The following is a 24,821-nucleotide window of genomic DNA, read 5'->3' as shown; positions in this document are numbered from 1 at the left end:
GGCGCTGCGATGACTGGAATTTCCGACCGCCGCACCTTCGCGATCATCTCGCATCCCGACGCGGGCAAGACGACGCTCACTGAAAAGCTGCTCTATTTCGGCGGCGCGATCCATCTCGCCGGCGAGGTGAAGGCGCGAGGCCAGAACCGGCGCGCCCGCTCGGACTGGATGAAGATCGAGCAGCAGCGCGGCATCTCGGTCACCTCCTCGGTGATGACCTTCGAGAAAGACGGCCTGACCTTCAACCTGCTCGACACGCCGGGCCATGAGGATTTCTCGGAAGATACCTATCGCACCCTGACCGCGGTCGATTCGGCGGTGATGGTGATCGACGCCGCGCGCGGCATCGAGGCCCAGACCCGGAAACTGTTCGAGGTCTGCCGCCTGCGCTCGGTGCCGATCATCACCTTCGTCAACAAGGTCGATCGCGAGGGCCGCGATCCGTTCGAGCTGCTCGACGAAGTCGCCGACATCCTGCAGCTCGACGTCTGTCCGATGAGCTGGCCCGTCGGCATGGGCAGCGATTTCGAGGGCGTGTACGATCTCTACGCCAATACGCTGAGCCAGCCCGAAGGCCCGTCGCGCGAATTTATGGGCAAGCCGCTGCGTTTCACCGGACTGGACGATCCCGCGCTGGCCAAGGTCCTTTCCGAGGATGGCCTGCAGAAATTGCGCGACGAGGCCGAACTGGCGCAGGGCGGCTATTCCACCTTCGATCCGGCGGCCTATCGCCGCGGCGATCTCACCCCGATCTATTTCGGCTCGGCGCTGAAGGATTTCGGCGTGGCCGAACTGATCGGCGCGCTCGGCCAGCATGCGCCGGGCCCGCGGCCCCAGCCGGCCCAACCCGACGCGATCGCGCCGGACTATGCCGAAGTCACCGGCTTCGTGTTCAAGGTCCAGGCCAATATGGACCCGAACCACCGCGATCGCATCGCCTTCATGCGGCTCTGCTCGGGCATTTTCAAACGCGGCATGAAGCTGACGCCGACGGGGCACGGCAAGCCGATCGCGATTCATTCGCCGATCCTGTTCTTCGCGCAGAATCGCGAGCTCGCCGACGAGGCGTTCCCGGGCGACATCATCGGCATCCCCAACCATGGCACGTTGCGGGTCGGCGACACGCTCAGCGAAAAGGCGACGATCCGCTTCACCGGCCTGCCCAATTTCGCCCCCGAAATCCTGCGCCGCGTCGCGCTCAAGGATCCGACCAAGACCAAGCAGCTTCGGAAAGCGCTCGACGACATGGCGGAGGAGGGCGTGACTCAGGTCTTCTATCCGGAGATCGGGTCGAACTGGATCATCGGTGTGGTCGGCCAGCTTCAGCTTGAAGTGCTGCTGTCGCGCCTCGACGCCGAGTACAAGGTCGATGCCGGGCTGGAGATGGCGCCGTTCGACACCGCCCGATGGGTCTCGGCCGAGAATCCCGCCGACCTCAAGGCGTTCATGGATCTCAACCGCTCCTCCATGGCCAAGGACCGCGACGGCAACCCGGTCTATATGGCGAAGACGGCCTGGGACGTGGGGTACGTGGCGGACCGCTACCCCAAGGTAAAATTCGCCGCGACGCGCGAGCGGTAGGCCTCAAGCAGAACGTCACCCCGGCCTTGTGCCGGGGTCCATCGTGCATCAGGCGCCGCGTGTCGTCATAAGGGGCAATGCTCGCCGAGACACGGATGCCGGAACAAGTCCGGCATGACGAACTGGGTCAGTCGACCCAATCCTTGCGCAGCGGCTTCGCCGCCAGCCACATCAGCAGCGCCGCCACCAGATACAGCACCAGCCCGATCAGCATCGAATAACGCAGCGCCTCGTCCCCGAACCGCCTGGTCAGCCCGTCGGACAAAGCCCCCAGCGCAAAGCTCCCAGCTCCCAGCCCGATCAGATTGTTGATGAACAGGAAGCTCGCCGACGCCGTCGCCCGCATATGCGGCGGCACGAGATGTTGGACGGCGGTGATCACCGGGGCCAGCCAGACATAGGCCAGCGCCTGGGGCACCAGGAAGAAAAGGAACGCCGCCGTCACCGACGACGACAGGATGCCCGCGGCGAACAGCGGCACCGCGATGACGAAGGCGATCGCCGGCGCCCGCGCATAGGCAGCTCGGTCCTTCGTGCCGAACCTGTCGCCGATCATCCCGCCGAGCAGCACGCCCGGCACGCCACCGAGCAGCAGGATCGCGCCGTAGAAATAGGACACGTCCTGCAACTCGAGATGGAAGCTCCGCTTGAGCAACGAGGGCAGCCAGAAGGCGAGACCGTAGCCGAGCATCGAGCTGGCCGAGGCCCCGAAGGCAAGCAGCCAGAAGCTCGGCTTGCGCGCCAGGATCGCGAACACGCGCCGCACCGGCTCGGTTGCGGCGACGGTCCGGTCGCGCACCGGCTCACGCACCAGCAGGCGGAACAGCGGTGCGATCGCCACGCCCGCCAGCCCGACGACGACGAATGCCGCCCGCCAGTCGACCGTCGTCGCGATATAGCCGCCGAGCAGCACGCCCGCCGCCGATCCCAGCGGAATGCCCAAGGAATAAACTGCCAGAGCCCGCGCCCGGCTCTCCGGCGGAAAGGTATCGGCGATTACGGCGTAGGAAGGCGCGACACCCCCGGCCTCGCCCACGCCGACACCGAGCCGCGCGCCGAACAATTGCGCGAAATTCCCCGCCCAACCGCAGAGCGCGGTGAACCCGCTCCACACCCCTAGGCTGATCGTGATCGTCCAGGTTCGGCTGGTCCGGTCGGCGATCCAGGCAAGCGGGATAGCGAGGGTCGAATAGAGCAGGGCAAAGGCCAGCCCGCCCAGCACGCCGAGCTGCGTATCGGTCAGGCTCAGCTCCGCCTTGATCGCCGGCACCAGGATGCTGAAGATCTGCCGGTCGACGAAGTTGAAGGTGTAGACGAGCAGCAGCATCGCCAGCGCCAGCGCGCGATATCCGCGGGATTGGGTGTCGGTCATCGATCGCCTTTGCACCTGAAATGACGAGACCGGACGCTCTGTGCCGAGCGCCCGGTCCCGATGCCGTCTATCGTCGCGCGGTTCAGAACTTCACGGCCAGGGTCCCGAAGATCTGCCGCGGATTGCCGTAAAAGGCGGTGGCGATGCCTTCCTTGCCCAGGGTCGGCACATAGGGCCCGTTCGGCACCGGCACGTTCGTCGCGCTGATCGGGTTACCCGCAATGTCGGTGCGGATATATTGGTAGCCCGCCGTCTTGTAGTGCTTGTTGGTCAGGTTCTTGCCGTGGATGCCGATCGAATAGCGCCCGCGCTCGCCAAAGCTGTAGGTCAGATGCGCGTCCCACAAGGTATAGGCCGGCTGGTCGAGGAACGGGCTCGCCGTCTCGAACTGATGTGTCAGGCTGCGATAGGAAACGACGGTCGACGCATTGACCGTGCCCGAACCGACCGGGACGCTGGTGCCGAGCGTGCCCGACAGGGTCCAGTCGGGCGTGTTCTGGAACACGCGGACAGCGGCGACGTCAGTGCCGGTCGGGCCGATGAACGTCTTGTACTTGGCGTCCATATAACCGAGCGTGCCGGCGAAATAGATCGACGATCCCGGCCCGGCAAAGTCGCGCGCCAGCGTGGCGTTGGTCTCGAGCTCGACGCCCTTGATCGTCGCCTTCGCCGCGTTGGTGGTGATGCCGCAGAAGGACTGGACGCCGCCGATTACGCAGCCGACCGATCCCGGCACCTGCACATCGCTGTAATCGGAATAGAAGCCGTCCAGCGCCCAGGTCAGCCGGCGGTCGAATGCCGCGCCCTTCCAGCCGATCTCATAGGTCTTCACCACCTCGGGGTCGAAGGAGAGATAATCGTAGATGTCCTGATAGGTCCGGCCAACCGCCGGGTTGGCGATCGGCGACGAGGTGCCCGATCCACGCGGGTCGAAACCGCCGCCCTTGAAGCCCTCCGAATAGGACGCATAGAGCATATGGCCTTCGACCGGCTTGAAGCTGAGCGATGCGCGGGGGGTAAAGCGCTTGAACGTCGCCTTGCCGCGGAAATCCGTGGAGGGGGCGCCGACGATGGTCGGGTTGCCGCCAAATTCGGCGCTCTGGCCAAAATAGCTCGCCTTGAACACATAGGACTGGCGTTCGTCCCAGGTATATCGGCCGCCCAGCGACAGGCTGATCTGCGGCGTGAAATCATAAGTGAAGTCGCCATAGATCGAGCTGGTCTCGGTGCGGACATCGCCCTTGGTATTGGCGTTGAAGTTCGCGAGCGTCGTCGACAGCAGCACGTCGAAGGTCGTGCTCGCCTTGGCGCCGAGATAATAATAGCCGATCAGGCCGTTCAGCTTCTCGCTCTTGTAATGGAGCTGGAATTCCTGGCTGGTCTGCTCGTTGCGATAGACCGCGGGCACATCCACATCGACCGCGGGCAGCGCGTCGAAATCGATCGGCGTCAGCGACTTGTCCTTGCGCCAGGCGCTGATGCTGCGCAGCGTCAGATGGTCGGTCAGGTCGGCCGTCACCGCCATCGACAGGCCGCCGGCCTCGATGTCGTTCCTTGGACTGTTGAGCCCGGCGCGCGTGTCATAGACGTTGGATTGCACCGGCGCGCCCGACAACAGGCCCGGGATCAGGCGATACCCGTTGCGCGCGTTCGACTTGTCATGCGTGTAATCGCCGGTGATCCGGACGAACAGGCGCGAATCCGGCGAGTTGAACTCGACGGTGCCGCGGCCGGCCCAGATATCCTTGTTGTAATTGTCGATGTTCAGGTTCGTATTCTGGCCGAAGCCGCCGCGCGACAGCCGCGCGCCCGACACGCCGACCTTCAGCATGTCGCCGATCGGGGTGGAGACGCTGACGATGCCATCGGCCTGGTCATAGGAGCCGTAGGTGGCCTTCAGGCTCGCCTCGAAATGATCGGGCAGCTTCTTGGTGACGTATTTCACCGCGCCGCCGATCGTGTTGCGGCCGTACAGCGTCCCCTGCGGCCCGCGCAGGATCTCGATCCGGTCGACGTCATAGATGTCGAGCACGGCGGCCTGCGGGCGGTTGAGATAGACATCGTCGAGATAGATGCCGATGCCCGCCTCGAAGCCGGGGACCGGATCCTGCTGGCCCACGCCGCGGATGAAGGCGGCGAGGGTGGAGTTGGTGCCGCGCGCGTCCTTCAGCGTGGTATTGGGGGTGATGTTCTGCAGGTCGGTCAGGTCGAGCGCGCCGGTGCGCTCCAGCTTCGCCGCCGAAAAGGCGGTCACCGCGACCGGCACGTCGAGCAGGGTCTCTTCGCGGCGGCGGGCCGTGACGACGATGTCGGCATCGTCGCCGGGCGCCTCTGCTGCCGGCGCCCGGTCCGCCGGCGCGTCCTGCGCCATGGCGGGCGCTGCAGCCAGCGCGGCAATCGCGGCGCCGGCGTTGAGCAGCGTGCGCATGGAATAATGGCGTGTCATGAAGATATCCCCTCCTGCGGCGCCGCTTGCATGCGCCCGGTCTGTTACCGGGTTGTGCGCCAGTCGAAGGCGCTATACTGAAACATGAACCAGGTTTCAACTTGGGAATGGGAGGGAGCCGCAAATGGCGGGTGAGCGTGGCCAACCGGCAACGGTCGGGACTGGCGTCGAGGCCAGGGATCAGACAGGTCTTTCAAGGGGCGATACCGCGCTGGCGGCCAGCGAGGGCAAGGCGCCGCGTACCGAGCGCGGGCGCAAGACGCTGCGCGCGATCCTGGACGCCGCCGCGATCGAGTTCGGCGAGAAGGGGTTCCACGAGGCCTCGATCAGCGGCATCACACGCCGCGCCGGCGTCGCGCTGGGCAGTTTCTACACCTATTTCGATTCGAAGGACGCGGTGTTCCGCGCGCTGGTGCGCGACATGTCGGATCAGGTGCGTGACTTCGTCGCCCCGGCGATTCGCGCCGCGCCCGACCAGATCGCGGCCGAGCGCGCCGGTCTCCGCGAGTTCATCGCCTTCGTGCGCGGCCACAAGGAAATCTACCGGATCATCGACGAATCCGAATTCGTCGATCCGGAAAGCTTTCACCTCCATTATGCGGTCACCGCCGATCGCATCGCCGCCCGGCTCAAGGCGGGGGCGGCGCGCGGCGAAATCCGTGCCGACGTGTCGGAAGTCCATGCCTGGGCGATCATGGGCATGAACGTGTTCCTCGGCCTGCGCTACGGCGTGTGGGAAGACGATGCCTCGCCCGATCAGGTCGCCGACTCGGTCGCCGAGATGCTCGCCAGGGGCATAGGAGTCGCCCGAGGGTAGACAGCCTGCCTCGCCAACCCTGAACCCACCGGCCGGCACGCGCCGAGCCGGACCTCAACGCTGCCGGTCGAAACGATCGCGCAGACGGTTGATCCGGTCGATCGAGTGGCGCAGGTCATCTTTGCCGCTCGCCCAGGACAACAGCACGGCAAGCTTGCTGCGCCAGATCGTTCGGAAGCGGATGGCGTAGCAACGCAGGTCGCCCCACAGGCCCTGGTCGGGCCTGCCATAACGACCCCGTACCTCGAGCCTCGGCGGGACGAGTCCGCGCAGCAGGGCCGCACCCCGGACTTGCCACCCGGCGCCGCTCGCCAGCGCCTGGCCGAGCCGCGCCCCGGCAATGGGCATGATGGCCGGAAAGCTGCCGAGCGAGGCGGCTGTCTCGGGCAGCAGTGCCGCGAGCGCCGGATCGGGAACGCTGTCCCAGTGACGGGCCATGGGCGCTCCGAGCATTTGCTCGACGAGGTGAAGTGTCGCCGTGACCGTCTCATACAGTCCCCAGGCCGCGGCACGCTCCTGGATGACACGCCAGTCAAGCGGCAGGGCGGGGCAGTCCGCCAGTTCGGCGATATCCCACAGGCTCGTCAGCGGCACCTCGAAAACATGGTGCTGCAGATGCAGGCAGAGGTGCAGGAACAGATCTTCCGACGCCATCACCCGTGCGCCGTCGGGAAGGGCGGAATGAGGCAGACTGCGCGACCAGACCCCGTCCATGTCGATCGCAGAGTCCAGCCGCCCACCGGCAAGCCGCCAGTGGAGCTCGAACGGAAGCCCCGATCCGCCCGGTGGCGCGTAGATCAGATGGTGTTGCCAGTCGATCGCGCGCATCGCGTCGTCGGGCACCGCGCCAGCGGTGAAACCGCGTGCGATGAGCCAGGCGTGACAGGCCATCGCATCCTCGTCTTTGACGAGGAAGTCGACATCGCCCATCTGGCGGTGCCCGGGATTGGCATAGAGCCGGTCGGCAAGGTCGATGCCCTTGAGCAACAGCATCGGGCGCCCGGTCGCCGCAATGGCCTCGCCGATCAGCGCGCGCGCCTGCATGGTCCGCGCCGCCACCCCCATGCCATGCGCGCGCAGCCGCGCGGCGACCGGAGCCGGGGGGCGCAGAGACGCACGACGCAGCCGCCGCGCAAGCAGCGACAGGCCGACATCCCGCTCGGCCTGTGCAAGCAAGCCAGGCCATTCCTCCTGTGTCAGCGCGGCCAGGCGGCTGTCGCCCGCGGCATCCCAGCGCAGGCAGCCGAGCAGCGCGGCTGCCTCGTCATGGCGGGTCATGACGTTCAGGCCTCGATGCGGATCAGCGCCTCGTCGGCCAGCTCCTGGATAAAGGCGCTGACGTCCTTGGCGATCCGGTCCGCATCGGCGCGATATCGCGGGGCCAGCGCAGCGCAAAGGTCGCCGACCGTGATTGGCTCGGCGATCCGCTCCCAGATGTCCCGACCGATCTCGTCGAGCCCGACATAGCGTCCGGTCGCGATGTTGAGGATGACGATGTCGTCGTCCACGGGCGTGGCGGGCAGCGCTGAATCGCGCACGACGATCGTCCCCGGCCCGATCGGCCGCGATTGGCTGGACATAGTGACAAGACCCCCGGTTATTCTTCCATATGGTTCTGTGTGTCCGGGGGAATCCGCCCCGTCATCACAGCATTCATGACATGATTGCGTCGAGCACCGCGCTCATCGTCCAGTTCGTCCGAGGCCGCCTGACGCGCAGCATCTCGACGCTCCGCAGGGCCTGGCCGACAAGCATCGCGCGCGCCGCGACCGTCTCGGCCAGATAGGGGCCGTAGACGCTCTCCATCAGAAGCGGCAGCTTACCGCGTCCGGTCACCGGCGCGACCTCTATGCCGGGCGAGTGCGCGCATTCGAGATGGACGATCCGGCGGAGCCTGCGCGGCGGCCTGACCGGTTCGACAAGCGCCGGCACCGGCATCTTCATCCGGTGCCACGGATTGCGGGGGAGACCTCGCGTGTCCAGGTCGAGCGCTTTCGACGATTCCTCGAAAAGATGGACGTGGCGCGCGCCGGCGGGAACGTCGATCGAATCCTTCCCGTCGAGCCGAAGTGCGCTGACATCGTCGGTCTGCAACGGCCAGCCAAGCTGGGTCAGCGCCGCGGCGGTCGTCGATTTGCCCGCGCCCGAATCGCCGCACAGCAACACCACTCCATCCGGCGACACCGCGCCCGAGGCATGGAGCACGAACATCTCGCGCTGACGCAGCAACGCCGCCATCATCGGGTTCAGCAGGATGTGCCGGAAGAGCGATTCCTCGCACTGCGGTCCGCGCTGGAAAAGGAGGGTGGTGCCGCCTTCGGCGAGGAACCGTCCGGCCGCGCCGGCCCGCATCAGATAGCGGGTCTGCGACGTCTCGTGCGCCGGGTCGCGGAACCTCGCGTCGATCAGCGTCTCCGGTACGGGGCCCTCGTGCACGATGACATCAGGCACCGCTCCGGGGGCGGCGCGCGGAAATTCGTCGCACGCGAAGGGCAGCGACAGCACCAGTCCATGCGCAAGGTGGAGGTGGCTCATGCGTCGCGACCGCCTCGATAGTCAGTGCCGAAGCCGTTGACGAACAGTCCGGCCATCAACCCGCGCAGGAGCAATGTTCCGCCAAGGTCGAGCGCCCTGCGGCTGTCCTCGGTCTGCATCAGTCGCCAGACCTCGCGCATCTTTGGCAGATCGACATAGCCGGCGCCGGGGCCATGCTCGATCTCGGCCAGTGCGTCTTCGACATCGCCGGCGACCTGTCGCAGCCGTGGGACCAGATCGCCCGATTGGCGGCCGATCGAGCGGTTGAGGCGGACTTCGTCGGGAAGCCGGCCCTTCATCGCCTCGCGTACCAGCCAGCGACCCATGCCGGTCTCGGGATCGACATAGGCCGAATCGGGGATCGACAGGCAGAATTCGAGCAGTCTCGGGTCGGCGGTTGGATCAGTGATCGCGATGCCCGCGGCCGCGCCAAGCTCGGCCTGCATCGCTCCGGCCTTGAGCGCGCCGGGCCGGATCAGTCTGAGGCGTTGCGCAAGCGCGGGCAGATAGGGGCCTTCGGAAGGATCGTCGCCGCGCTGCTCATCGAGCCGGATCCGGTCCGCGAAGTCGCTTCGGATCGCCGAGGTGGGATGGCCGGGGCGGGCGCGGAGCCGACGATAGGCGCGCTCGGCGGGCCAGGGCAGCGCGCGCCGCAGCCGCAGCTTCGCCATCTCCACGGCCCGTCCGCGGTCCATCTGGCGCCACAGCGGCATGGATGTCGGGTCACCGTCCCACGACATGCCGCCATTGCCCATCTGGCCGAGCAGCAGCACGCCGTTGCCGTCCCGCGCGGCGGTGCGGAACAGTTCGAGCATCCAGAAAAATCCGGGGGCCGCGTGTTCCGGTTCGCGCGTGATCGCCAGTGCCTCGCGCAGCGCGCCGACCGGAGAGACGTCGGCCGCGTCGATCCGCGTGAGGTCGATCGTCCCGCCAGAGCGCGCGGTGGCCGACGCCAGGGCACCTTCGTCGCCGATACTTTGCCCGACATAGGGGCGTGGATCATGGGCCGGTGTCGAAACATAGGCCGATAGCCGGCGCCCGTCGCTGGCCAGCATCGGCGCGGCGGTCACCGCTACGGAGCCGGAATCCAACCCGCCGCTCAGCGTTGCTGCGACCGCACCATGCGGCGGCAGGCGGTCCCGCACCGCCTGATCGAGCAGTTCGCGCATCCGCGCGGCATAATCTTCGCGCCGCGGCAGGCGCGTTTCCGGAGTGTCCTCCAACCGCCAATAGCAATGGCTGTCGATCCGGTCCGGCGTCACGGACAGGTGATGCGCGGGAGGTAGTCGGGCGATCGACCGATCCGCGGTCCGTTCGCCATGATAAGCGAACCAGGAGACGAGCACCTGCGCCAGATACAACTCGTCGATCACGGAGGGAGCGAGGTCGAGCGCGAGCAGGTCGGCGCGCGACGATGCGAAGGCGAAGATGTGCGGCGCGGCGTGATAATAGAGCGCGGTACTGCCGAACCGGTCGCGTGCGAGCAGCAGGCGGCGCTCGCGCGGGTCCCACATGGCGGCGCTCCAGTCGCCCTGGATCCGCACGCTCGCAGCGGCACCCCAACGCGCGAAAGCGGCGTGCAAAAGTGTCGCATCACATGGCTGGCCCGGACCGACGCCGAGCGCGTGCGCCAGTTCCTGCCGGTTGTGTACCGTACCGTCGCTAACGATGGCGCGCGGCGTGGCCGGATCGGCCACGGCCGTACCCCAGAGTGTCACCGCCGCGTCGGCCCAGGCGGGGGCGCCGCGCCGTCCGCGGCCGATCGCCTCAAGGCGAGGGCGCTGGGAAAGCCCGGTTTCTTTGCGCAGGAAGTAGCCGAAGAGCGCTGACATCGCGGCGGCGCTAGCCGATCGACTCGGCGCTTGCGAGGGCAAAGGGGCTTCAATATCCGCGGCGCGGTATTTTTGGGTAACTGTCTTGGCCAGGTGCCCGGGGCACATGCTTGATGCCGGAAAACAAACATGATTTAGGCTCGTGCCGAGGGGCTGGCTGCCTTCACGTGATGGCAGGCACGCGCATCGTTCTGCAGGAAAGGGAAAAGGCCAATGCCAACGGTTCCGATCAACGACGAGATTGCCCGGGACGCCCAGCGCGCGTGGCACCGCCCGACCCTGGTCTCCCACGCGATCGAAGAGACGACGCTGGGCAAGCTCGGCTCGGACTTCGACGGAGTCGCCCAGCCCGCCCTGTTCGACGGCTGACAGGCGTCGGGACGGCTTTGGCCGGTCCGTCTTGTGCGAACGCGGCGGATATCAGGACGGAGCGGCGGTTCGCGCGGCCAGCTTCGGCTGAGCGGCTTCGATATCCGCGGCACGGCATTTTCGGGTAACTGTCTCGGCCAAGTGCCTGGGAGAGGTGCTTGATGCCCGAAAACAAACATGGTTTAGGCTCGTGCCAAGGGGCTGGCTGCCGTCGCGTCGTGGCAGGCACCCGCATCGTTCTGCAGGAAAAGGGGACGGCCAATGCCGACGGTTCAGATCAACGACCAGATTGCCCAGGACACCCAGCGCGAGTGGCACCGCCCGACCCTGGTCTCCCATGCGATCGAAGAGACGACGCTGGGCAAGATCGGCTCGCAGTTCGACGGACCCGCCATGCCCGCCGTGTTCGACGGCGAATAGGCGCGGGGCGGCTTTTGGCGGCCCGTCCCATGCGAGCGCGGTGTAGGGTAGCGCCGGGCGCAACGGCATGATGACGCGCGGCTCGATTCAACGCCACGAATCGTCATGGCAGCGTGGCACGGTCGGGATTCAGGCCGGAACCGCGATCCGCTTTTTCTCATCGTCAGCTTTGTTGGATGGTTTTCCGCCCGATTCACGCGCGGAAATCGTTCTTCTTCCGCTTTTCCGCGCCCGTTTTTCCGCTGTTACGCGATAACCGGGAAAGCGCGCTCAACCCGTTGAAAAGCAGCGCCGAATCCGGTGCGAAATCCAACATAACAGCGGAAAAAAGCGGACGGAAATGCCGGGTCGTGTTGGATCGAACGACCCTGCTCAGGCGCGGCTCGAATCGTCCGCCAGCGCGTCGGCAAGCGAGTCGCGCACCGAGCGGATCGCGTCGATATCCGCGCCGCCGGTCGCCCGGGGCGATGCCGGCGCGCGCTTGCGCTCGTCGGACAGCAGCTTCTGCACGCCGCGGATCGTATAGCCTTCCTGGTTGAGCAGGCTGTTGATCCGCGCCACCAGCGCGACATCCTCGGGCCGGTAATAGCGGCGCTTGCCGGCGCGCTGCAGCGGCCGGAGCTGCGGAAAGCGCGTTTCCCAATAGCGCAGGATATGCTGGGGCAGGCCGGTCTCGCTGGAAAGCTCGCCGATCGTCCGGAACGCGCCGGCCGCCTTGTCGGGCATGCCGGCCATGATGGGGTCAGCCCGCGCTGACGATGCGGTCGCGCATCATTTGACTGGCGCGGAAAGTCAGCACGCGGCGGGGCGCGATCGGCACTTCGACGCCGGTCTTGGGGTTGCGGCCGACGCGTTCGCCCTTGTCGCGCAGCACGAAGGTCCCGAAACCGGAGATCTTGACGTTCTCGCCCTTCGACAGCGCTTCGCACATATGACCGAGAATCTGCTCGACCAGTTTGGACGAATCGGCCCGGGACAGCCCCACCTGATGGTGCAGCGCCTCGGCCAGATCAGCTCTTGTCAACGTGCCCGCAGGTGCCATTCGCTACCCTCCCCCGAGTGGTAAGAACTTAACCTAACACAATGAGGGAGCGGACGGAAAGGGCTTTGTTACACTCTGAGAACGGCGTCCGATCCTATAGGCTATAGCCTGACGACGGCGGCGCCCCAGGTGAAGCCGCCGCCCATCGCTTCGAGCACGATCAGCTGGCCCGGCCTGATCCGTCCGTCGCGTACCGCCGTGTCGAGCGCAAGCGGCACCGAGGCTGCCGAGGTGTTGGCATGCTGGTCGACGGTGACGACCACCTGCGCGGGATCGAGCCCGAGCTTGCGCGCGGTCGCGTCGAGGATCCGGGCATTGGCCTGGTGCGGCACGACCCAGTCGACATCGGCTGATTCAAGGCCGGCGGCGGCAAGTGTCTCGGTCATCACCGCGGCCAGATTGACGACGGCGTGGCGGAACACTTCGCGCCCCTTCATCCGCACCTTGCCGACGGTGCCGGTGGTGGAAGGGCCGCCATCGACATAGAGCAGTTCGTTATGGCGCCCATCGGCGTGGAGGCGGGTCGCGAGGATGCCGCGCGCGCCATCGCCCTCTTCTCCCTCGAGCACGATCGCGCCGGCGCCATCGCCGAACAGCACGCAGGTGGTGCGGTCTTCCCAGTCGAGGATACGGCTGAACGTCTCGGCGCCGATCACCAGTGCGCGGCGCGCGGCGCCGGCCCGGATCATGCTGTCGGCGACCTGCACCGCGTAGAGGAAGCCGGAACAGACCGCCGCGACGTCGAACGCCACGCAGTCGTTGATGCCCAGCATCGCCTGCACCTTGGTGGCGGTCGCCGGGAAGGTCTGGTCGGGCGTCGCCGTGGCGAGCACGATCAGGTCGATCTCCTGCGCGGTGCGGCCGGCTGCGGCCAGCGCTGCCTTGCACGCGTCGGCGGCCAGCGTGCCCGTCGTCTCGTCGGGGCCGGCGATATGGCGGAAGCGGATGCCGGTGCGCTCGACGATCCACTCGTCGGAGGTCTCCACGGTCTCGGCCAGTTCTTCGTTCGACACGCGGCGCGCGGGCAGCGCTGATCCGGTGCCGGTGATGATCGATCGAATCACGCTGCCTTTGCCTCGAAATTCCCCAGGTCTTCGCTGATGCGCCGGGTCAGGTCGTCCCGCACCATCTTGGCGGCCGCGGCGATCGCGGTCGCGACGCCGAGCTCGTTGGCGCCGCCATGGCTCTTCACCACGATTCCGTTCAGGCCCAGAAAGACCGCGCCATTGTGGTTGTTCGGGTCGAGATGGTGCCGCAGCAGCTCGGTCGCCGGCTTCGAGATCAGGAACCCGATCTTGGACCGGGTCGAGCTGCGAAAGGCGCGCTTGAGCAGGTCGGCGACGAATCGGGCGGTGCCTTCCGCCGTCTTCAGCGCGATATTGCCGGAAAAACCGTCGCACACGATGACGTCGACATCGCCGCGCGACAGCCGGTCGCCCTCGATAAAGCCAGTGAAGGTCATCGGCAGGTGAGTCGCATCGCGCAGCGCCTGGGCGGCATCGCGAATCTCCTCGGTGCCCTTCTGGTCCTCGCTGCCGATGTTGAGCAGCGCGACCCGGGGTGATTCGAGATCGAGATTGGTGCGCGCATAAGCGGCGCCCATGACGGCGAACTGGACGAGGTTGCGCGCGTCGCATTCCGTGTTGGCGCCGAGATCGAGCACGACCACGTCGTTTTCGCCGAGCGTCGGCAGCATCGCGGCGAGCGCGGGGCGGTCGATCCCGGGCAGCATACGCAGCGACAGCTTGGCCATCGCCATCAGCGCGCCGGTATTGCCGGAGGATACGGCGGCGCCGGCGCGGCCCTGCTTCACCATGTCGATGGCGACGCCCATCGACGTCGTCTTGGCGCGGCGAATCGCCTGGCTCGGCTTGTCGCTCGATCCGACGACCTCGGGGGCGTGGACGATCTCGCTATGCGCGGTCAGGTTGGGATGAGTCTTCAGGCCCTCGCGAATCTGCGCCTCGTCCCCGACCAGGATGAAGCGCATGTCCTCGAAGCGCCGGCGCGCACGCGCGACGCCGGCCAACATGACGGCCAAACCTTCATCGCCGCCCATCGCGTCGACGGCGATCCGGGAGCTGTTCGACACGCGGCTGGCCCCCTGTTGGACTGTCTGGCTCAGCCTTCGACCGAGACGATCTCACGGCCATTATAATGGCCGCACGATCCGCACAGGTTATGCGGACGCTTCAGTTCGCCACAGTTCGGACACTCCTGGAAGGAGTCGATGCTGAGCGAGTCGTGGCTGCGGCGCATGCCGCGCTTGGACGGCGAAGTCTTTCTCTTGGGGACGGCCATTTCGGCGAAACCTTGTCTTGTCTGGGTCAATAGCGCGGTACGCCCGGAGGGACGCCTACGCAACCGACGCTTCCGTCAGCCGCGGTAGGCACCAGCGGCCGGACGCATCGCGAAGCGTGCGCCTATAGCGATTCGGGCGAGCGTTGCAAGCACGGCGAAGGGCTGGCACGCTCGCGCATCATATTCAGGGGGAGAGAGATAATGAATCCGATCATGCTGCCGATCACGCTCACGACGGCGGGGGCGGCCGCCCTGATCGCCTTGTGGCTCGCGCTCCGCACCGGGGGCGTGCGGCAAAAGGCCCAGGTCAGCATCGGCGACGGCGGCGACGCGGCGCTGATCTGCCGCATGCGCGCCCAGGCGAACTTCACGGAATATGCGCCCTTCATCGTGATCCTGATCGCGCTGATCGAATTCACCGCCGGCAGCTCGACCTGGCTCTGGGTGGCGAGCGTTGCGTTCCTCGTCGCCCGCATCCTCCATCCGCTCGGCATGGACGGCATGAAATATGGCCGCTCGATCGGGACCGGCGTCACCTTCCTGCTGCTGCTCGGCCTCGGCCTCTACACGATCAGCCTGCCGCTGATCGCCAAGCATGAGGCGAAGCCGACCGTGATCGAGACCGTCCCGGCGGCGGGATAAGAAGCCCTTGGCGTTGAGCCCTTCCCTTCAGGGGAGGGGCTGATCGTCAGGCCGCCATCGCCCGGTCGCTGACGAACATGTTGTGCTGCCGCTCATGGCCGAAATTGCTTGCCGGGCCATGGCCCGGGATGAACGCGGTGTCGTTGCCCAGCGGCCAGAGCTTCTCTACGATCGACCGCAACAGGTCCTGATGGTTGCCGAGCGGGAAGTCGGTGCGGCCGACCGATCCCTGGAACAGCACGTCGCCGACCAATGCCAGCTTCGACGGCGCGTGGTGGAAGACGACATGGCCGGGCGTGTGGCCGGGCGTGTGATAGACGTCGAGAACCACGTCGCCGACCGTCACCGTGTCGCCTTCGACCAGCCAGCGGTCCGGCTCGAACACGACGCCGCGAATACCGTAATTCCTGCCGTCCTCGTCGAGCCGCGCGATCCAGAAACGGTCCGCCTCGTGCGGCCCTTCGATCGGCACGCCATATTCCTCGGCCAGCGGCTTGGCCTCGCCGCAATGGTCGATATGGCCGTGAGTCAGGATGATCTTTTCGATCGTCACGCCGTGCTGGGTCGCCGCGGCGCGCAGCCTGGGCAGGTCGCCGCCCGGATCGACAAAGGCGCCGCGCAGCGTGGCGGTACACCAGATGAGCGAGCAGTTCTGCTGGAGCGGCGTGACCGGGACGATCGCCGCGCGAAGAGGGGGAAGAGCCATGGTGTCGAGGTAAGCCCGCCCGCGTCCGCGGGCAAGCGTGGGATATCCGCGTCCGCGGGCAGGCTTTAGTTACCGCCGTCTTACCCGCGTCTTCGGGAAGCACGGGCTTGCCGTCTCCGCCTCCCGGTTGCATTTGGCGGCTCCCTGATGCTTGCCCGTGAAACCGCCCCCTTCGTTCTGCTGGACGATGCCCGACTGGAAGCCGCGCCCGCGCGGCTCTATCGCCGGCCAGCGCGCGTGGTGGAGGCACGGACGATTGCGGAGGTCCTCCCGGCGCTCGACGCGCTCCGCGCGGCGCGGCATGCGGGCCTCCATGCCGCGGGTTTCGTCTCCTATGACGCGGGTGCCGCGTTCGAACCGGTGCTGGGCGCGCCGCGGACCGACGACCGGCCGCTTCTCTGGTTCGGCCTGTTCCATGATTATGCGGAGATTGCGCCAGGCGAGGTCGCCGCGCTGCTACCGGATCCCGACGGCGCCTGGCTCGCTCCGCCCGAGCCGGGGATCGACCAGGTCCGATATGGCGAGCAGTTCGCCCGCGTGCTCGATCTGATCGCGGCCGGGGACGTCTATCAGGTCAATCTCAGCTACCGCGCGACCGTCCGCCATGCCGGCGACCCGCTTGCCCTGTACGCGCAGCTCCGCGCCCGCGCGCGCGCCGGATTCGGCGCGGTGATCGACACCGGGCAGGACATGCTGCTGTCGCTGTCGCCCGAGCTGTTCTTCGCGCTCGACGGTCGCCGCCTCACCTGCCGCCCGATGAAGGGCACCGTGAGGCGCGGCGCCACCCAGGCCGCCGACCGGGCGCTCGCCGCGGCGCTCAGCGCCGATCCGAAGCAGCGGGCCGAGAACCTCATGATCGTCGATCTGATGCGCAACGACCTGTCACGCATCGCCCGGCCGGGCAGCGTCGCCGTGCCGGCCCTGTTCACGGTCGAGACATATCCGACCGTCCATACCATGGTCTCGACTGTCACCGCCGATCTGGCCGAGGATCGCGACGCGCTCGACGTGCTGGCGGCGCTCTTCCCCTGCGGCTCGGTGACGGGAGCGCCGAAGATCCGCGCTATGCAGGCGATCGCCGAGGTCGAACGGGCCAGTCCGCCGCGGGGCGTCTATACCGGGGCCATCGGGCGGCTGGACGCGGACGGTGATGCGATGTTCAACGTCGCAATCCGGACTCTGGCGATCCGGCGCGGCGATGCGGCGGTGTCGCCGGCGCTATTCGGGGTGGGCGGCGGCATCGTCGCCGATTCGAAAGCACAGCAGGAATGGGACGAGTGCCTTGCCAAGGGTGATTTCCTGACCAGCCCCACCGCCTTCGATCTGATCGAGACCATGGCGTTCGATTCCGAAACGGGCATACCGCTGCTCGAACGCCATCTCGCGCGGATGAAGGCGAGTGCCGAGCTGTTCGGCTTCCCGTTCGATCGCCATGCGGTGCGCAACGAGCTCCAGGCCGCGACCTTCCGCCTGCGCAAGCCGCGCCGCGTCCGGCTGGTGCTCGCGAAAAGCGGCGCGGTCGCGATCGAGGTCTCGCCCATGCCTGCCCCGCCGGCGGAACCGGTCACGGTTGGCCTCGCGCCGTTGCCGGTCGATCCGTCCGATTTCCGGCTGCGCCACAAGACCAGCGACCGCGCCTTTTACGGCGCGCCACCGGCCGGCTGTTTCGACTCGCTGTTCCTCGACCCCGAAGGCCGGCTGACCGAGGGCGGATTCACCTCGGTCTTCGTCGAGCGCGAGGACGGCATGCTCGTCACCCCGCCGCTCGCGCGCGGTCTGCTGCCCGGCGTGCTGCGCGCCGAGCTGATCGCCACCGGCCGGGCAATCGAGGGCGATCTGACCGTCGCCGATCTCACCGGTCGCTTTTTTGTCGGAAATGCGCTGCGGGGGCTGATTCCCGCCATTGTTGCGGTTGCGAACGGAACCGGCCCGGGTCTATAGCCGCGCCGCTTCCAGACAAAGGCGCCCAATTCATGCAACCATCCGCCGCGCTCGCTCGAATCAAGCCCTCGCCCACGCTCGCGATCACCTCGCGCGTGCAGGAGCTGCAACGTGCGGGTGTCGACGTGATCGGCCTGGGCGCGGGCGAGCCCGATTTCGACACGCCCGAATTCATCAAGGAAGCCGGCATCCAGGCGATCCGCGACGGCAAGACGAAATACACCAATGTCGACGGCACGCCCGAGCTGAAGGCGGCGGTCGTCGCCAAGTTCCGGCGCGACAACGGCCTGACCTACACGCCCGACCAGATCACGATCAACGCCGGCGGCAAGCATACCCTGTTCAACGCGATGGTCGCGACGCTCGATACGGGCGACGAAGTGATCGTGCCCGCGCCCTATTGGGTGAGCTATCCGGACGTCGTGCTGTTCGCCGGCGGCACCCCGGTGTTCGTCGCGGCCGGTGCCGATCAGGGATACAAGCTTCGTCCCGAACAGCTCGAGGCGGCGATCACGCCGAAGACCAAATGGGTCATCATCAACTCGCCCTCCAACCCGACCGGCGCCGCCTATAGCGAGGCCGAGCTGAAGGCGCTGGGCGAGGTGCTGGAACGGCATCCGCATGTCTGGATCTTCGCCGACGACATGTACGAGCATATCGTGTTCGACGATTTCCGCTTCACCACCATCGCCCAGGTCTGCCCGTCGCTCTACGAGCGCACCTTGACCGCGAACGGCTGCTCCAAGGCCTATGCGATGACCGGCTGGCGCATCGGTTTCGCCGGCGGGGCGCCCTGGCTGATCAAGGCGATGGCCAAGCTCCAGTCGCAATCGACCTCCAATCCCTGCTCGATCGCCCAGGCGGCTTCGGTCGCGGCGCTGACCGGCGACCAGGGCTTCCTCAAGGATCACGCCGCGCTGTTCCAGTCGCGCCGCGATCTGGTGGTGTCGATGCTCAACCAGGCGAACGGCATCACCTGCCCGCGGCCCGAGGGTGCCTTCTACGTCTATCCGGAATTCTCGGCGCTGATCGGCAAGTCGACCCCCAAGGGCGTGGTCATCGACACCGACGAAGCAATGGTCGCCTATCTGCTCGACGAAGCGAAGGTGGCGGCGGTGCAGGGCGCGGCGTTCGGCCTCTCGCCCGCGATGCGGATCAGCTACGCGACCTCGGAGGAGCTGCTGCGCGAGGCCTGCGAGCGCATCCAGACGGCCTGCGCGGCCGTACGATAGGAATAGCCAGCTTTCGTTCATCCGGGCGACGCAAAAAGCTGGCTGCGTAACGAATCGGCCCCGGGGTCAGTCGACCCCGCGCCGTTTCGACGCCCGGACTGACGAAGGTAGATGCGATGCGCACTATTTTGAGAGATGGTTTCTTCTGGCGGTTCGCGGGCGGCTTCGTGATCGGCGCGGTCGGCCTGCTCGTCCTCCAGCCCGCCGAGGCCAAGGTGCTGGTGAACAATCTGGCGACGGCGATTCACATCTGCCCCTGACCGTCCACTTCCGGTTCAGCCGGGAATACCCATATCCGCCTCGATGCCCATCGAAAGGCGATCCATGTTCAAGACCCTGTTAGCCGTTGCCGCCGCCGGCGGCGTTGCCTTTGCCGCGCTGACTGGTGGCGTCGCCAATGCCGAGCGCGCGGTGCCGATCCCGGTCGCGGCGCAAGACGTGCCGAAAGCGCCCGGGCTCCAGACCGCCGTCCTTGCCGGCGGCTGTTTCTGGGGCATGGAGGCCGTGTTCGAGCGGGTGAAGGGCGTGCGGGCCGTGACCTCGGGCTATGCCGGCGGTACCGCGAACAGCGCGACCTATGATCAGGTCAGCACCGAGACGACGCGCCATGCCGAAGCGGTGAAGATCGTCTTCGATCCGGCCCAGGTCAGCTATGCGACCCTGCTCCGCGTCTATTTCTCGATCGCGCATGATCCCACCCAGCTCAACCGCCAGGGCCCGGATACCGGCCCGAGCTATCGCTCGACGATCTTCCCGCAGTCGCCGCAGCAGCGCGCCGTGGCCGCCGCCTATATCGCACAGCTCGGCAAGGCGCGCGTGTTTCCGGCGCCGATCGTGACGACGCTGGAAAAAGGCGGCTTCTATCCGGCCGAGGCCTATCACCAGAATTTCTACGACCGGAATCCGGGCCACCCGTATATCGTGCGGTGGGACAAGCCCAAGGTCGCGGCGTTCAAGGCAGGTTTTCCAAGCCTGGCGCGCTGAGCGCGCTATGCGAGCCGTCGAGTCGTGGGCCGCACCGTGGCGCATGCGGGCGTGCCGTCCTTGCCCGTCCCGTTGACCGATATTGCGATGACGCCGCCGCCGTTCACCGCGCGATCCAGCAGATCCTGCCCGATATCGTGGATGTCGATCTTCATGCGGCGGGTCCAGGGCGAGGACGGGTCGCTGGCCAATTGCCCGATGCGGATATAGACGAACCGGCGCTCCGGTCCCTCGCGCCGGACCTGGTCGCCGAAGAATGTGGGGCCCGGCCCGATGCGGATCGGGAAATCGAACGCCAAAGGCTCGCCCGCCCTGGAAGATTTCGGATCGAGCGGCTGGTCGTCCCCGGCCTGCAGGCTGTGCAGCACGCCGACGACCGGCTGCGCGATGACGATCCGCAGGCGAATCTCGGTCTGGTCGGTCCTCGGCATCGGGAATTTATAGCCTGTCTGGCTCGTCCCTCAATGGCGAGCCGGTTGCGGCATTTCAGGGTCGCTCGAGCAGAAGCATGTCAGGCCGCCAGCGGGAACCGCAACAGCCTGTCCTCGACCGGCACCAGCGCCTCGGCGCCGCCGCCCACGGCGCGGATGATCTCCGGATGATCCGCGTCCAGCCCGCCCGTCAGTGCGCCGAACGCCGGGAGAATCAGCTTGGTCGGCGTGGCGACGAAGCAGCGGCGCGAGACCTGCCGCCCGCGCACCCGCACGCGCAGCTTGGGGTGGAAATGCCCTGACAGCTCGGGCCTTGTCTCGCGCGGATCGGCCTCGTGGCGCAGCATCAGTCCGTCGACCAGCGCGTCGTCCATCACCGCGCCGCCGCATCGGTCGATCGTCCGGTCGTGATTGCCGGTGATCCAGACCCATCTCCGTTCGCGAGTGAGTGCGCGCAGCATCTCCTGTGCATCGGCGGGCAGCCGGTCGCACCCGGCCGAATCGTGGAAGCTGTCGCCGAGACACCAGATCTCGGCCGCTTCGGTCTGCACCGCCAGCGCGCGAAGCGCGGTCAGGGTGGCGATCGAGTCGTAAGGGGGCAGCATCTGGCCGCGAATCGCGAACCAGCTCGCCTTCTCGAAATGCAGGTCGGCGACCAGCAATGCGCGCCGCACAGGCCAGAAAAGCGCACCCTGCGGCAGCGCGAGCAGATCGTGGCCAGCGAACGAAAAGGGAACCATGGTCTTGCTATGCAGCGATCGGCTCCCCAAATCAACGGCTTGCGGCAGTGCAACAAAACCTCTTGCGCTGCCCCGCAACAGGCGTAAAGCGCGCCGTCCTTCTCGGCAGGCCAGAGTCACATGTCCTCAGTCCCTGAATCATCGGGGCACCTGCATCGCCCCCATCCGGCGATGCTCGCACTCACCATCGGCGCGATCGGCGTCGTGTTCGGCGATATCGGCACCAGCCCGCTCTACGCGTTTCGCGAAGCGCTGGCCCAGTCGGCGCAGGACGGCATCGACGCGAGCGAAATCCTTGGCGTGCTCAGCCTCGCGCTGTGGACACTGACGATCATCGTCACCTTCAAATATGTTCTGTTCCTGATGCGTGCCGACAATCAGGGCGAGGGCGGCGTGCTCGCCCTGACCGCGCTGGCCAGGCGCGCGCTCGGGCGGCGATCGATGATCGCGCTGGTGCTCGGCGCGGCGGGCGCTGCGCTCTTCTATGGCGACGCGATCATCACCCCGGCCCTGTCGGTGCTGTCGGCGGTGGAAGGGCTGCGGACCATTCCCGGTGCCGGCACCCTGGTCGGCGAGCACACCATCCTGCTCCTCACCATCGCCATCCTGGTCGCCCTGTTCATGATCCAGGCGCGGGGCACCGCGCATGTCTCGAAACTGTTCGGGCCGGTCTGCATCCTGTGGTTCGTGACGATCGGCGGCATGGGGTTGTGGCATATCTGGGACGAGCCCTCGATCCTGCGGGTCGCCTCGCCCTGGTACGGCATCGAATTCCTGATGACTCACGGCGTGACCGGGCTGTTCGTGCTCGGCGCGGTGTTCCTGACCGTCACGGGCGCCGAAGCACTGACGGCCGACATGGGCCATTTCGGCGCCGCGCCGATCCGGATGGGCTGGTTCATCCTGGTCTTCCCCGCGCTGATGCTCAACTATCTCGGCCAGGGCGCCTTCGCGCTCAACGCGCTGGAAACGGCGTCGTCCCATCACGTCGCCTTCGCCAACCAGGACTGGTTCTTCCTGATGGCGCCCGATGCCTTCCGTCCCTGGCTGGTGCTGCTCGCCACTCTGGCGACGGTCATCGCCAGCCAGGCAGTGATCACCGGCGCCTATTCGCTGACTCAACAGGCGATCCAGCTCGGCCTGCTTCCGCGCCTGCGTATCCGCCAGACCTCGGCACGGCATTCGGGGCAGATCTACCTGCCCTCGATCAACTGGCTGTTGCTGATCGGCGTGCTGGTGCTGGTCATCCAGTTCCGCACCTCCTCGTCGATGGCGGCGGCGTACGGCATCGCGGTGACCGGTACGATGGTGGTCACCACCTGCCTTGCCTATATCGTCGCGCGGCACCGCTGGAACTGGTCGCGGCCGCTGGCGATCGCGGTGATCCTGCCCTTCTTCGCGCTCGATTCGGTCTTCTTCGGCGCGAACATCCTGCGCGTGATCGAGGGCGGCTGGGTGTCGCTGGTCGTCGGCGCGATGATCGCGTTGCTGATCTACACCTGGGTGCGCGGGCGCGGCATCGTCCGCGCGTTCGAGCAGCGCCAGAGCGTCCCGCTCGCCGATCTCGCCGCCGCGCTGAGCCGCCGGCCGCCGGAACGGGTCGAGGGCACGGCGGTATTCCTCACCGCCAATCCGGAAAGCGCGCCCGGCGCGCTGTTGCACAATCTCAAGCACAACAAGGTGCTTCACGAACGCAACCTGATCGTCAGCATCCGCACCGCCGACCGGCCGACCGTGCCGCCCGAGGAGCGCGCAAGGACGACGCGGATCGACGATAATTTCTGTGCGGTCGTGCTGACCTATGGCTTCATGGAATCGCCCGACGTGCCGCGCGATCTCGGCCTCGAACAAGCGGGCGCGAAGAAGCTGCTCAACCCGGCCAAGACCAGCTATTTCATCGGCCGCAACACGCTGAAGCCGGTCGCCAACCAGGGCATGCCGATGTGGCAGGACCGCATCTTCATGTTCCTGCAGCGCAACGCCAGCGACCCGACCGATTTCCTCCGCATCCCGCCCGGCAAGGTGCTCGAGCTGGGCGAGCAAGTCACCGTCTGAGGTCTACCCGGCGTACGCCTTGACCAGATCGTAGAGATAGTCCCGGCCCTCATAGAGCGATCTGGTCCTGATCCGCTCGTTCAGGCCGTGAATGCCGTTCAGGTCGGTGTCGACGAAAATGCCTGGCGCGCCGTACACCGGGATGCCGATCGCCTGGAAGAAGATGCCATCGGTCGCGCCGGTCGACATCAGCGGCAGCATCGGCAGGCCCGGGAAATATTTGGCGGCGACCGCCTTGGCCGGGCCGACGATCTTCGGGTCGAGCGAGGGCGGGATCGCGGTCGGGCGGATCGGCTGGTTGATCGTCACCTTGACCTTGGGCCCGGCCAGTTCCTGCAGCTTGGCGAAGGTCGCCTCGACCGTCTCGCCCGGGAAGATGCGGCAATTGATATTGGCGGTGGCGCGCTGCGGCAGGGCATTTTCGGCATGGCCGGCATTGACCAGGGTCGCGACGCAGGTCGTGCGCAAGGTCGAATGCATCGCCTTGTCGCGGCTGATCAGCGCATCGGCGTCCTTGTCACCGGGATTGGCCAGCAGGCGCTTGATCGCGTCGCCCACCGGCCCCGGCATCGCTGCCGCCGTCGCCCCGAAAAAGGCGCGGGTGGTGTCGGTGAACCTGACCGGGAATTCGTAGGTGCGCACTGCCTGCAGCGCATCGGCCAGGTCGTAGATCGCGTTGTCGGGGGTCGGCTGCGAGCTGTGGCCGCCGGGGTTGACCGTCTCGAACGTATAGTTCTGCGCTGCCTTCTCGCCGACCTGGATGGCGAGCAGCTGCGGCTTGCCGGCTGGATCGTAACGGCCGCCGCCGCCTTCGTTCAGCGCGAACTCGGCGGCGATCAGGTCGGGCTTGTTCGCCGCCAGCCACTGCGCACCGTTGAACGCGAAGGTCGTTTCCTCGCCACAGGTGAGCGCAAGCTTGATCGTGCGCTTCGGCTTGTAGCCGCTGGTCTTGAAGCGGATCAGGCTGTCTGCCCACACTGCCGCCATCGCCTTGTCGTCGACCGTGCCGCGCGCATAATAATAGCCGTCTTCCTCGACCAGCTTGAACGGGTCGCGCACCCAATCTTCGCGCTTCGCCTCGACCACGTCGAGATGGCCGAGCAGCAGCATCGGCCTGGCCTTTTTGTCCGATCCGGCCAGCACGGCGACGATGCCGCCATCCTTGGGATGGTCCGGCACCGAGAAAGTGGTGATGTCGCTGTCGGCGAAGCCCGCTGCCTTCAGCCGCGCGCCGATCTGCGCCGCGGCCTGGGTACAACTGCCCGAGGACAGGGTCGTGTTGGTCTCGATTAGCTCCTTGTAGAGCCCGAAGAACGCCTGCTGGTCGGGACGGAGCGTCTGGGCTGAGGCGCTGACGGGCAGCACGGCGATCGCG

At 66.8% G+C, this 24,821-nt stretch carries 26 protein-coding genes; 11 read left to right on the top strand and 15 right to left on the bottom strand.

All coding sequences use genetic code 11. From position 1 onward, the window contains the following. Positions 1-9 precede the first annotated feature (9 nt). Positions 10-1,581, top strand: a complete 1,572-nt coding sequence (locus ACZ1I2_RS01650; RefSeq protein ID WP_465171333.1) for a peptide chain release factor 3 — start codon at positions 10-12, stop codon at positions 1,579-1,581. A 127-nt stretch (positions 1,582-1,708) separates the two neighbouring features. Here ACZ1I2_RS01650 and ACZ1I2_RS01645 read toward each other — a convergent pair whose 3' ends face one another. Then, positions 1,709-2,953, bottom strand: a complete 1,245-nt coding sequence (locus ACZ1I2_RS01645; protein WP_465171334.1) for a spinster family MFS transporter — start codon at positions 2,951-2,953, stop codon at positions 1,709-1,711. Between the two features lie 82 nt (positions 2,954-3,035). After that, positions 3,036-5,399 (bottom strand): TonB-dependent receptor, encoded by a 2,364-nt coding sequence (locus ACZ1I2_RS01640; protein ID WP_465175330.1) that lies wholly within the window; start codon positions 5,397-5,399, stop codon positions 3,036-3,038. A 124-nt stretch (positions 5,400-5,523) separates the two neighbouring features. On the opposite strand from ACZ1I2_RS01640, the gene ACZ1I2_RS01635 reads away from it, so the two are divergent. Continuing rightward, complete coding sequence (locus tag ACZ1I2_RS01635; protein WP_465175331.1) at positions 5,524-6,216, top strand: TetR/AcrR family transcriptional regulator; 693 nt, start codon at positions 5,524-5,526, stop codon at positions 6,214-6,216. Between the two features lie 54 nt (positions 6,217-6,270). Here the strand turns inward: ACZ1I2_RS01635 and ACZ1I2_RS01630 are convergent, their stop codons facing one another. The 4 genes from ACZ1I2_RS01630 to ACZ1I2_RS01615 form a co-directional block, all read right to left on the bottom strand. Beyond that, positions 6,271-7,494 carry a nucleotidyltransferase family protein gene (locus tag ACZ1I2_RS01630; RefSeq protein ID WP_465171337.1) on the bottom strand — a complete coding sequence of 408 codons (1,224 nt, stop codon included), beginning with the start codon at positions 7,492-7,494 and terminating at the stop codon, positions 6,271-6,273. Positions 7,495-7,499: 5 nt separating this feature from the next. Next, positions 7,500-7,796 (bottom strand): PqqD family protein, encoded by a 297-nt coding sequence (locus ACZ1I2_RS01625; RefSeq protein WP_465171338.1) that lies wholly within the window; start codon positions 7,794-7,796, stop codon positions 7,500-7,502. 73 nt (positions 7,797-7,869) lie between these two features. Further along, a complete protein-coding gene (locus tag ACZ1I2_RS01620; RefSeq protein ID WP_465175332.1) occupies positions 7,870-8,751 on the bottom strand; it encodes a hypothetical protein in 882 nt (293 codons plus the stop codon). After that, entirely contained in the window at positions 8,748-10,583 is a 1,836-nt protein-coding gene (locus tag ACZ1I2_RS01615) for an asparagine synthase-related protein (protein WP_465171340.1), read from the bottom strand. The genes ACZ1I2_RS01620 and ACZ1I2_RS01615 overlap by 4 nt, the downstream gene beginning before the upstream one ends. 213 nt (positions 10,584-10,796) lie before the next feature. Between ACZ1I2_RS01615 and ACZ1I2_RS01610 the strand changes: the two genes are divergently transcribed. From ACZ1I2_RS01610 to ACZ1I2_RS01600, 3 genes are all read left to right on the top strand, one after another. Next, on the top strand, positions 10,797-10,952 hold the full coding sequence (locus ACZ1I2_RS01610; protein ID WP_465171341.1) for a hypothetical protein: 156 nt from the start codon (positions 10,797-10,799) through the stop codon (positions 10,950-10,952). Positions 10,953-11,213: 261 nt separating this feature from the next. Then, positions 11,214-11,372, top strand: coding sequence for a hypothetical protein (locus ACZ1I2_RS01605; RefSeq protein ID WP_465175333.1), 159 nt, complete (start codon positions 11,214-11,216; stop codon positions 11,370-11,372). Positions 11,373-11,439: 67 nt separating this feature from the next. Further along, positions 11,440-11,628: a hypothetical protein gene (locus ACZ1I2_RS01600; protein ID WP_465175334.1), complete on the top strand. Its 189-nt coding sequence runs from the start codon at positions 11,440-11,442 to the stop codon at positions 11,626-11,628. Between the two features lie 116 nt (positions 11,629-11,744). On the opposite strand, the gene ACZ1I2_RS01595 is transcribed toward ACZ1I2_RS01600, so the two are convergent. The 5 genes from ACZ1I2_RS01595 to rpmF form a co-directional block, all read right to left on the bottom strand. After that, the gene (locus ACZ1I2_RS01595; protein ID WP_465171344.1) at positions 11,745-12,107 is read right to left on the bottom strand and encodes a MerR family transcriptional regulator; all 363 of its coding nucleotides are present in this window, start codon (positions 12,105-12,107) and stop codon (positions 11,745-11,747) included. A gap of 7 nt (positions 12,108-12,114) precedes the next feature. Beyond that, the gene (locus ACZ1I2_RS01590) at positions 12,115-12,414 is read right to left on the bottom strand and encodes an integration host factor subunit alpha (protein ID WP_465171345.1); all 300 of its coding nucleotides are present in this window, start codon (positions 12,412-12,414) and stop codon (positions 12,115-12,117) included. A 101-nt stretch (positions 12,415-12,515) separates the two neighbouring features. Continuing rightward, complete coding sequence (locus tag ACZ1I2_RS01585; RefSeq protein ID WP_465175335.1) at positions 12,516-13,478, bottom strand: beta-ketoacyl-ACP synthase III; 963 nt, start codon at positions 13,476-13,478, stop codon at positions 12,516-12,518. Further along, complete coding sequence (plsX, locus tag ACZ1I2_RS01580; protein WP_465171347.1) at positions 13,475-14,506, bottom strand: phosphate acyltransferase PlsX; 1,032 nt, start codon at positions 14,504-14,506, stop codon at positions 13,475-13,477. Before plsX ends, ACZ1I2_RS01585 begins: the two co-directional genes overlap by 4 nt. A 29-nt stretch (positions 14,507-14,535) precedes the next feature. Next, positions 14,536-14,715 carry a 50S ribosomal protein L32 gene (rpmF, locus tag ACZ1I2_RS01575; protein ID WP_272623741.1) on the bottom strand — a complete coding sequence of 60 codons (180 nt, stop codon included), beginning with the start codon at positions 14,713-14,715 and terminating at the stop codon, positions 14,536-14,538. A gap of 201 nt (positions 14,716-14,916) precedes the next feature. Between rpmF and ACZ1I2_RS01570 the strand changes: the two genes are divergently transcribed. Further along, on the top strand, positions 14,917-15,357 hold the full coding sequence (locus ACZ1I2_RS01570) for an MAPEG family protein (protein ID WP_465171348.1): 441 nt from the start codon (positions 14,917-14,919) through the stop codon (positions 15,355-15,357). A gap of 46 nt (positions 15,358-15,403) precedes the next feature. On the opposite strand, the gene ACZ1I2_RS01565 is transcribed toward ACZ1I2_RS01570, so the two are convergent. Continuing rightward, positions 15,404-16,063: an MBL fold metallo-hydrolase gene (locus ACZ1I2_RS01565; RefSeq protein ID WP_465175336.1), complete on the bottom strand. Its 660-nt coding sequence runs from the start codon at positions 16,061-16,063 to the stop codon at positions 15,404-15,406. A 147-nt stretch (positions 16,064-16,210) separates the two neighbouring features. On the opposite strand from ACZ1I2_RS01565, the gene pabB reads away from it, so the two are divergent. The 4 genes from pabB (at position 16,211) to msrA (ending at position 20,220) form a co-directional block, all read left to right on the top strand. After that, positions 16,211-18,004 (top strand): aminodeoxychorismate synthase component I, encoded by a 1,794-nt coding sequence (gene pabB, locus ACZ1I2_RS01560; RefSeq protein WP_465171350.1) that lies wholly within the window; start codon positions 16,211-16,213, stop codon positions 18,002-18,004. 32 nt (positions 18,005-18,036) lie between these two features. Next, positions 18,037-19,236: a pyridoxal phosphate-dependent aminotransferase gene (locus ACZ1I2_RS01555; RefSeq protein ID WP_465175337.1), complete on the top strand. Its 1,200-nt coding sequence runs from the start codon at positions 18,037-18,039 to the stop codon at positions 19,234-19,236. 116 nt (positions 19,237-19,352) lie between these two features. Continuing rightward, entirely contained in the window at positions 19,353-19,496 is a 144-nt protein-coding gene (locus ACZ1I2_RS01550; RefSeq protein ID WP_465175338.1) for a hypothetical protein, read from the top strand. A 64-nt stretch (positions 19,497-19,560) separates the two neighbouring features. Beyond that, a complete protein-coding gene (gene msrA / locus ACZ1I2_RS01545) occupies positions 19,561-20,220 on the top strand; it encodes a peptide-methionine (S)-S-oxide reductase MsrA (protein ID WP_465177197.1) in 660 nt (219 codons plus the stop codon). Between the two features lie 5 nt (positions 20,221-20,225). Here the strand turns inward: msrA and ACZ1I2_RS01540 are convergent, their stop codons facing one another. Next, positions 20,226-20,651, bottom strand: coding sequence for a DUF5990 family protein (locus ACZ1I2_RS01540; RefSeq protein WP_465175339.1), 426 nt, complete (start codon positions 20,649-20,651; stop codon positions 20,226-20,228). A gap of 80 nt (positions 20,652-20,731) precedes the next feature. Further along, on the bottom strand, positions 20,732-21,391 hold the full coding sequence (gene pdeM / locus ACZ1I2_RS01535; RefSeq protein ID WP_465175340.1) for a ligase-associated DNA damage response endonuclease PdeM: 660 nt from the start codon (positions 21,389-21,391) through the stop codon (positions 20,732-20,734). A gap of 171 nt (positions 21,392-21,562) precedes the next feature. On the opposite strand from pdeM, the gene ACZ1I2_RS01530 reads away from it, so the two are divergent. After that, positions 21,563-23,446, top strand: a complete 1,884-nt coding sequence (locus tag ACZ1I2_RS01530; RefSeq protein WP_465175341.1) for a potassium transporter Kup — start codon at positions 21,563-21,565, stop codon at positions 23,444-23,446. Positions 23,447-23,449: 3 nt separating this feature from the next. On the opposite strand, the gene ACZ1I2_RS01525 is transcribed toward ACZ1I2_RS01530, so the two are convergent. Next, entirely contained in the window at positions 23,450-24,811 is a 1,362-nt protein-coding gene (locus tag ACZ1I2_RS01525; protein WP_465181559.1) for a M20/M25/M40 family metallo-hydrolase, read from the bottom strand. Positions 24,812-24,821 lie beyond the last annotated feature (10 nt).

Source organism: Sphingomonas sp. BL-S-29 (genome assembly GCF_055521495.1).
Note: the sequence above shows the minus strand (reverse complement) of the source record. Positions and strands in the feature narration are given on the sequence as shown.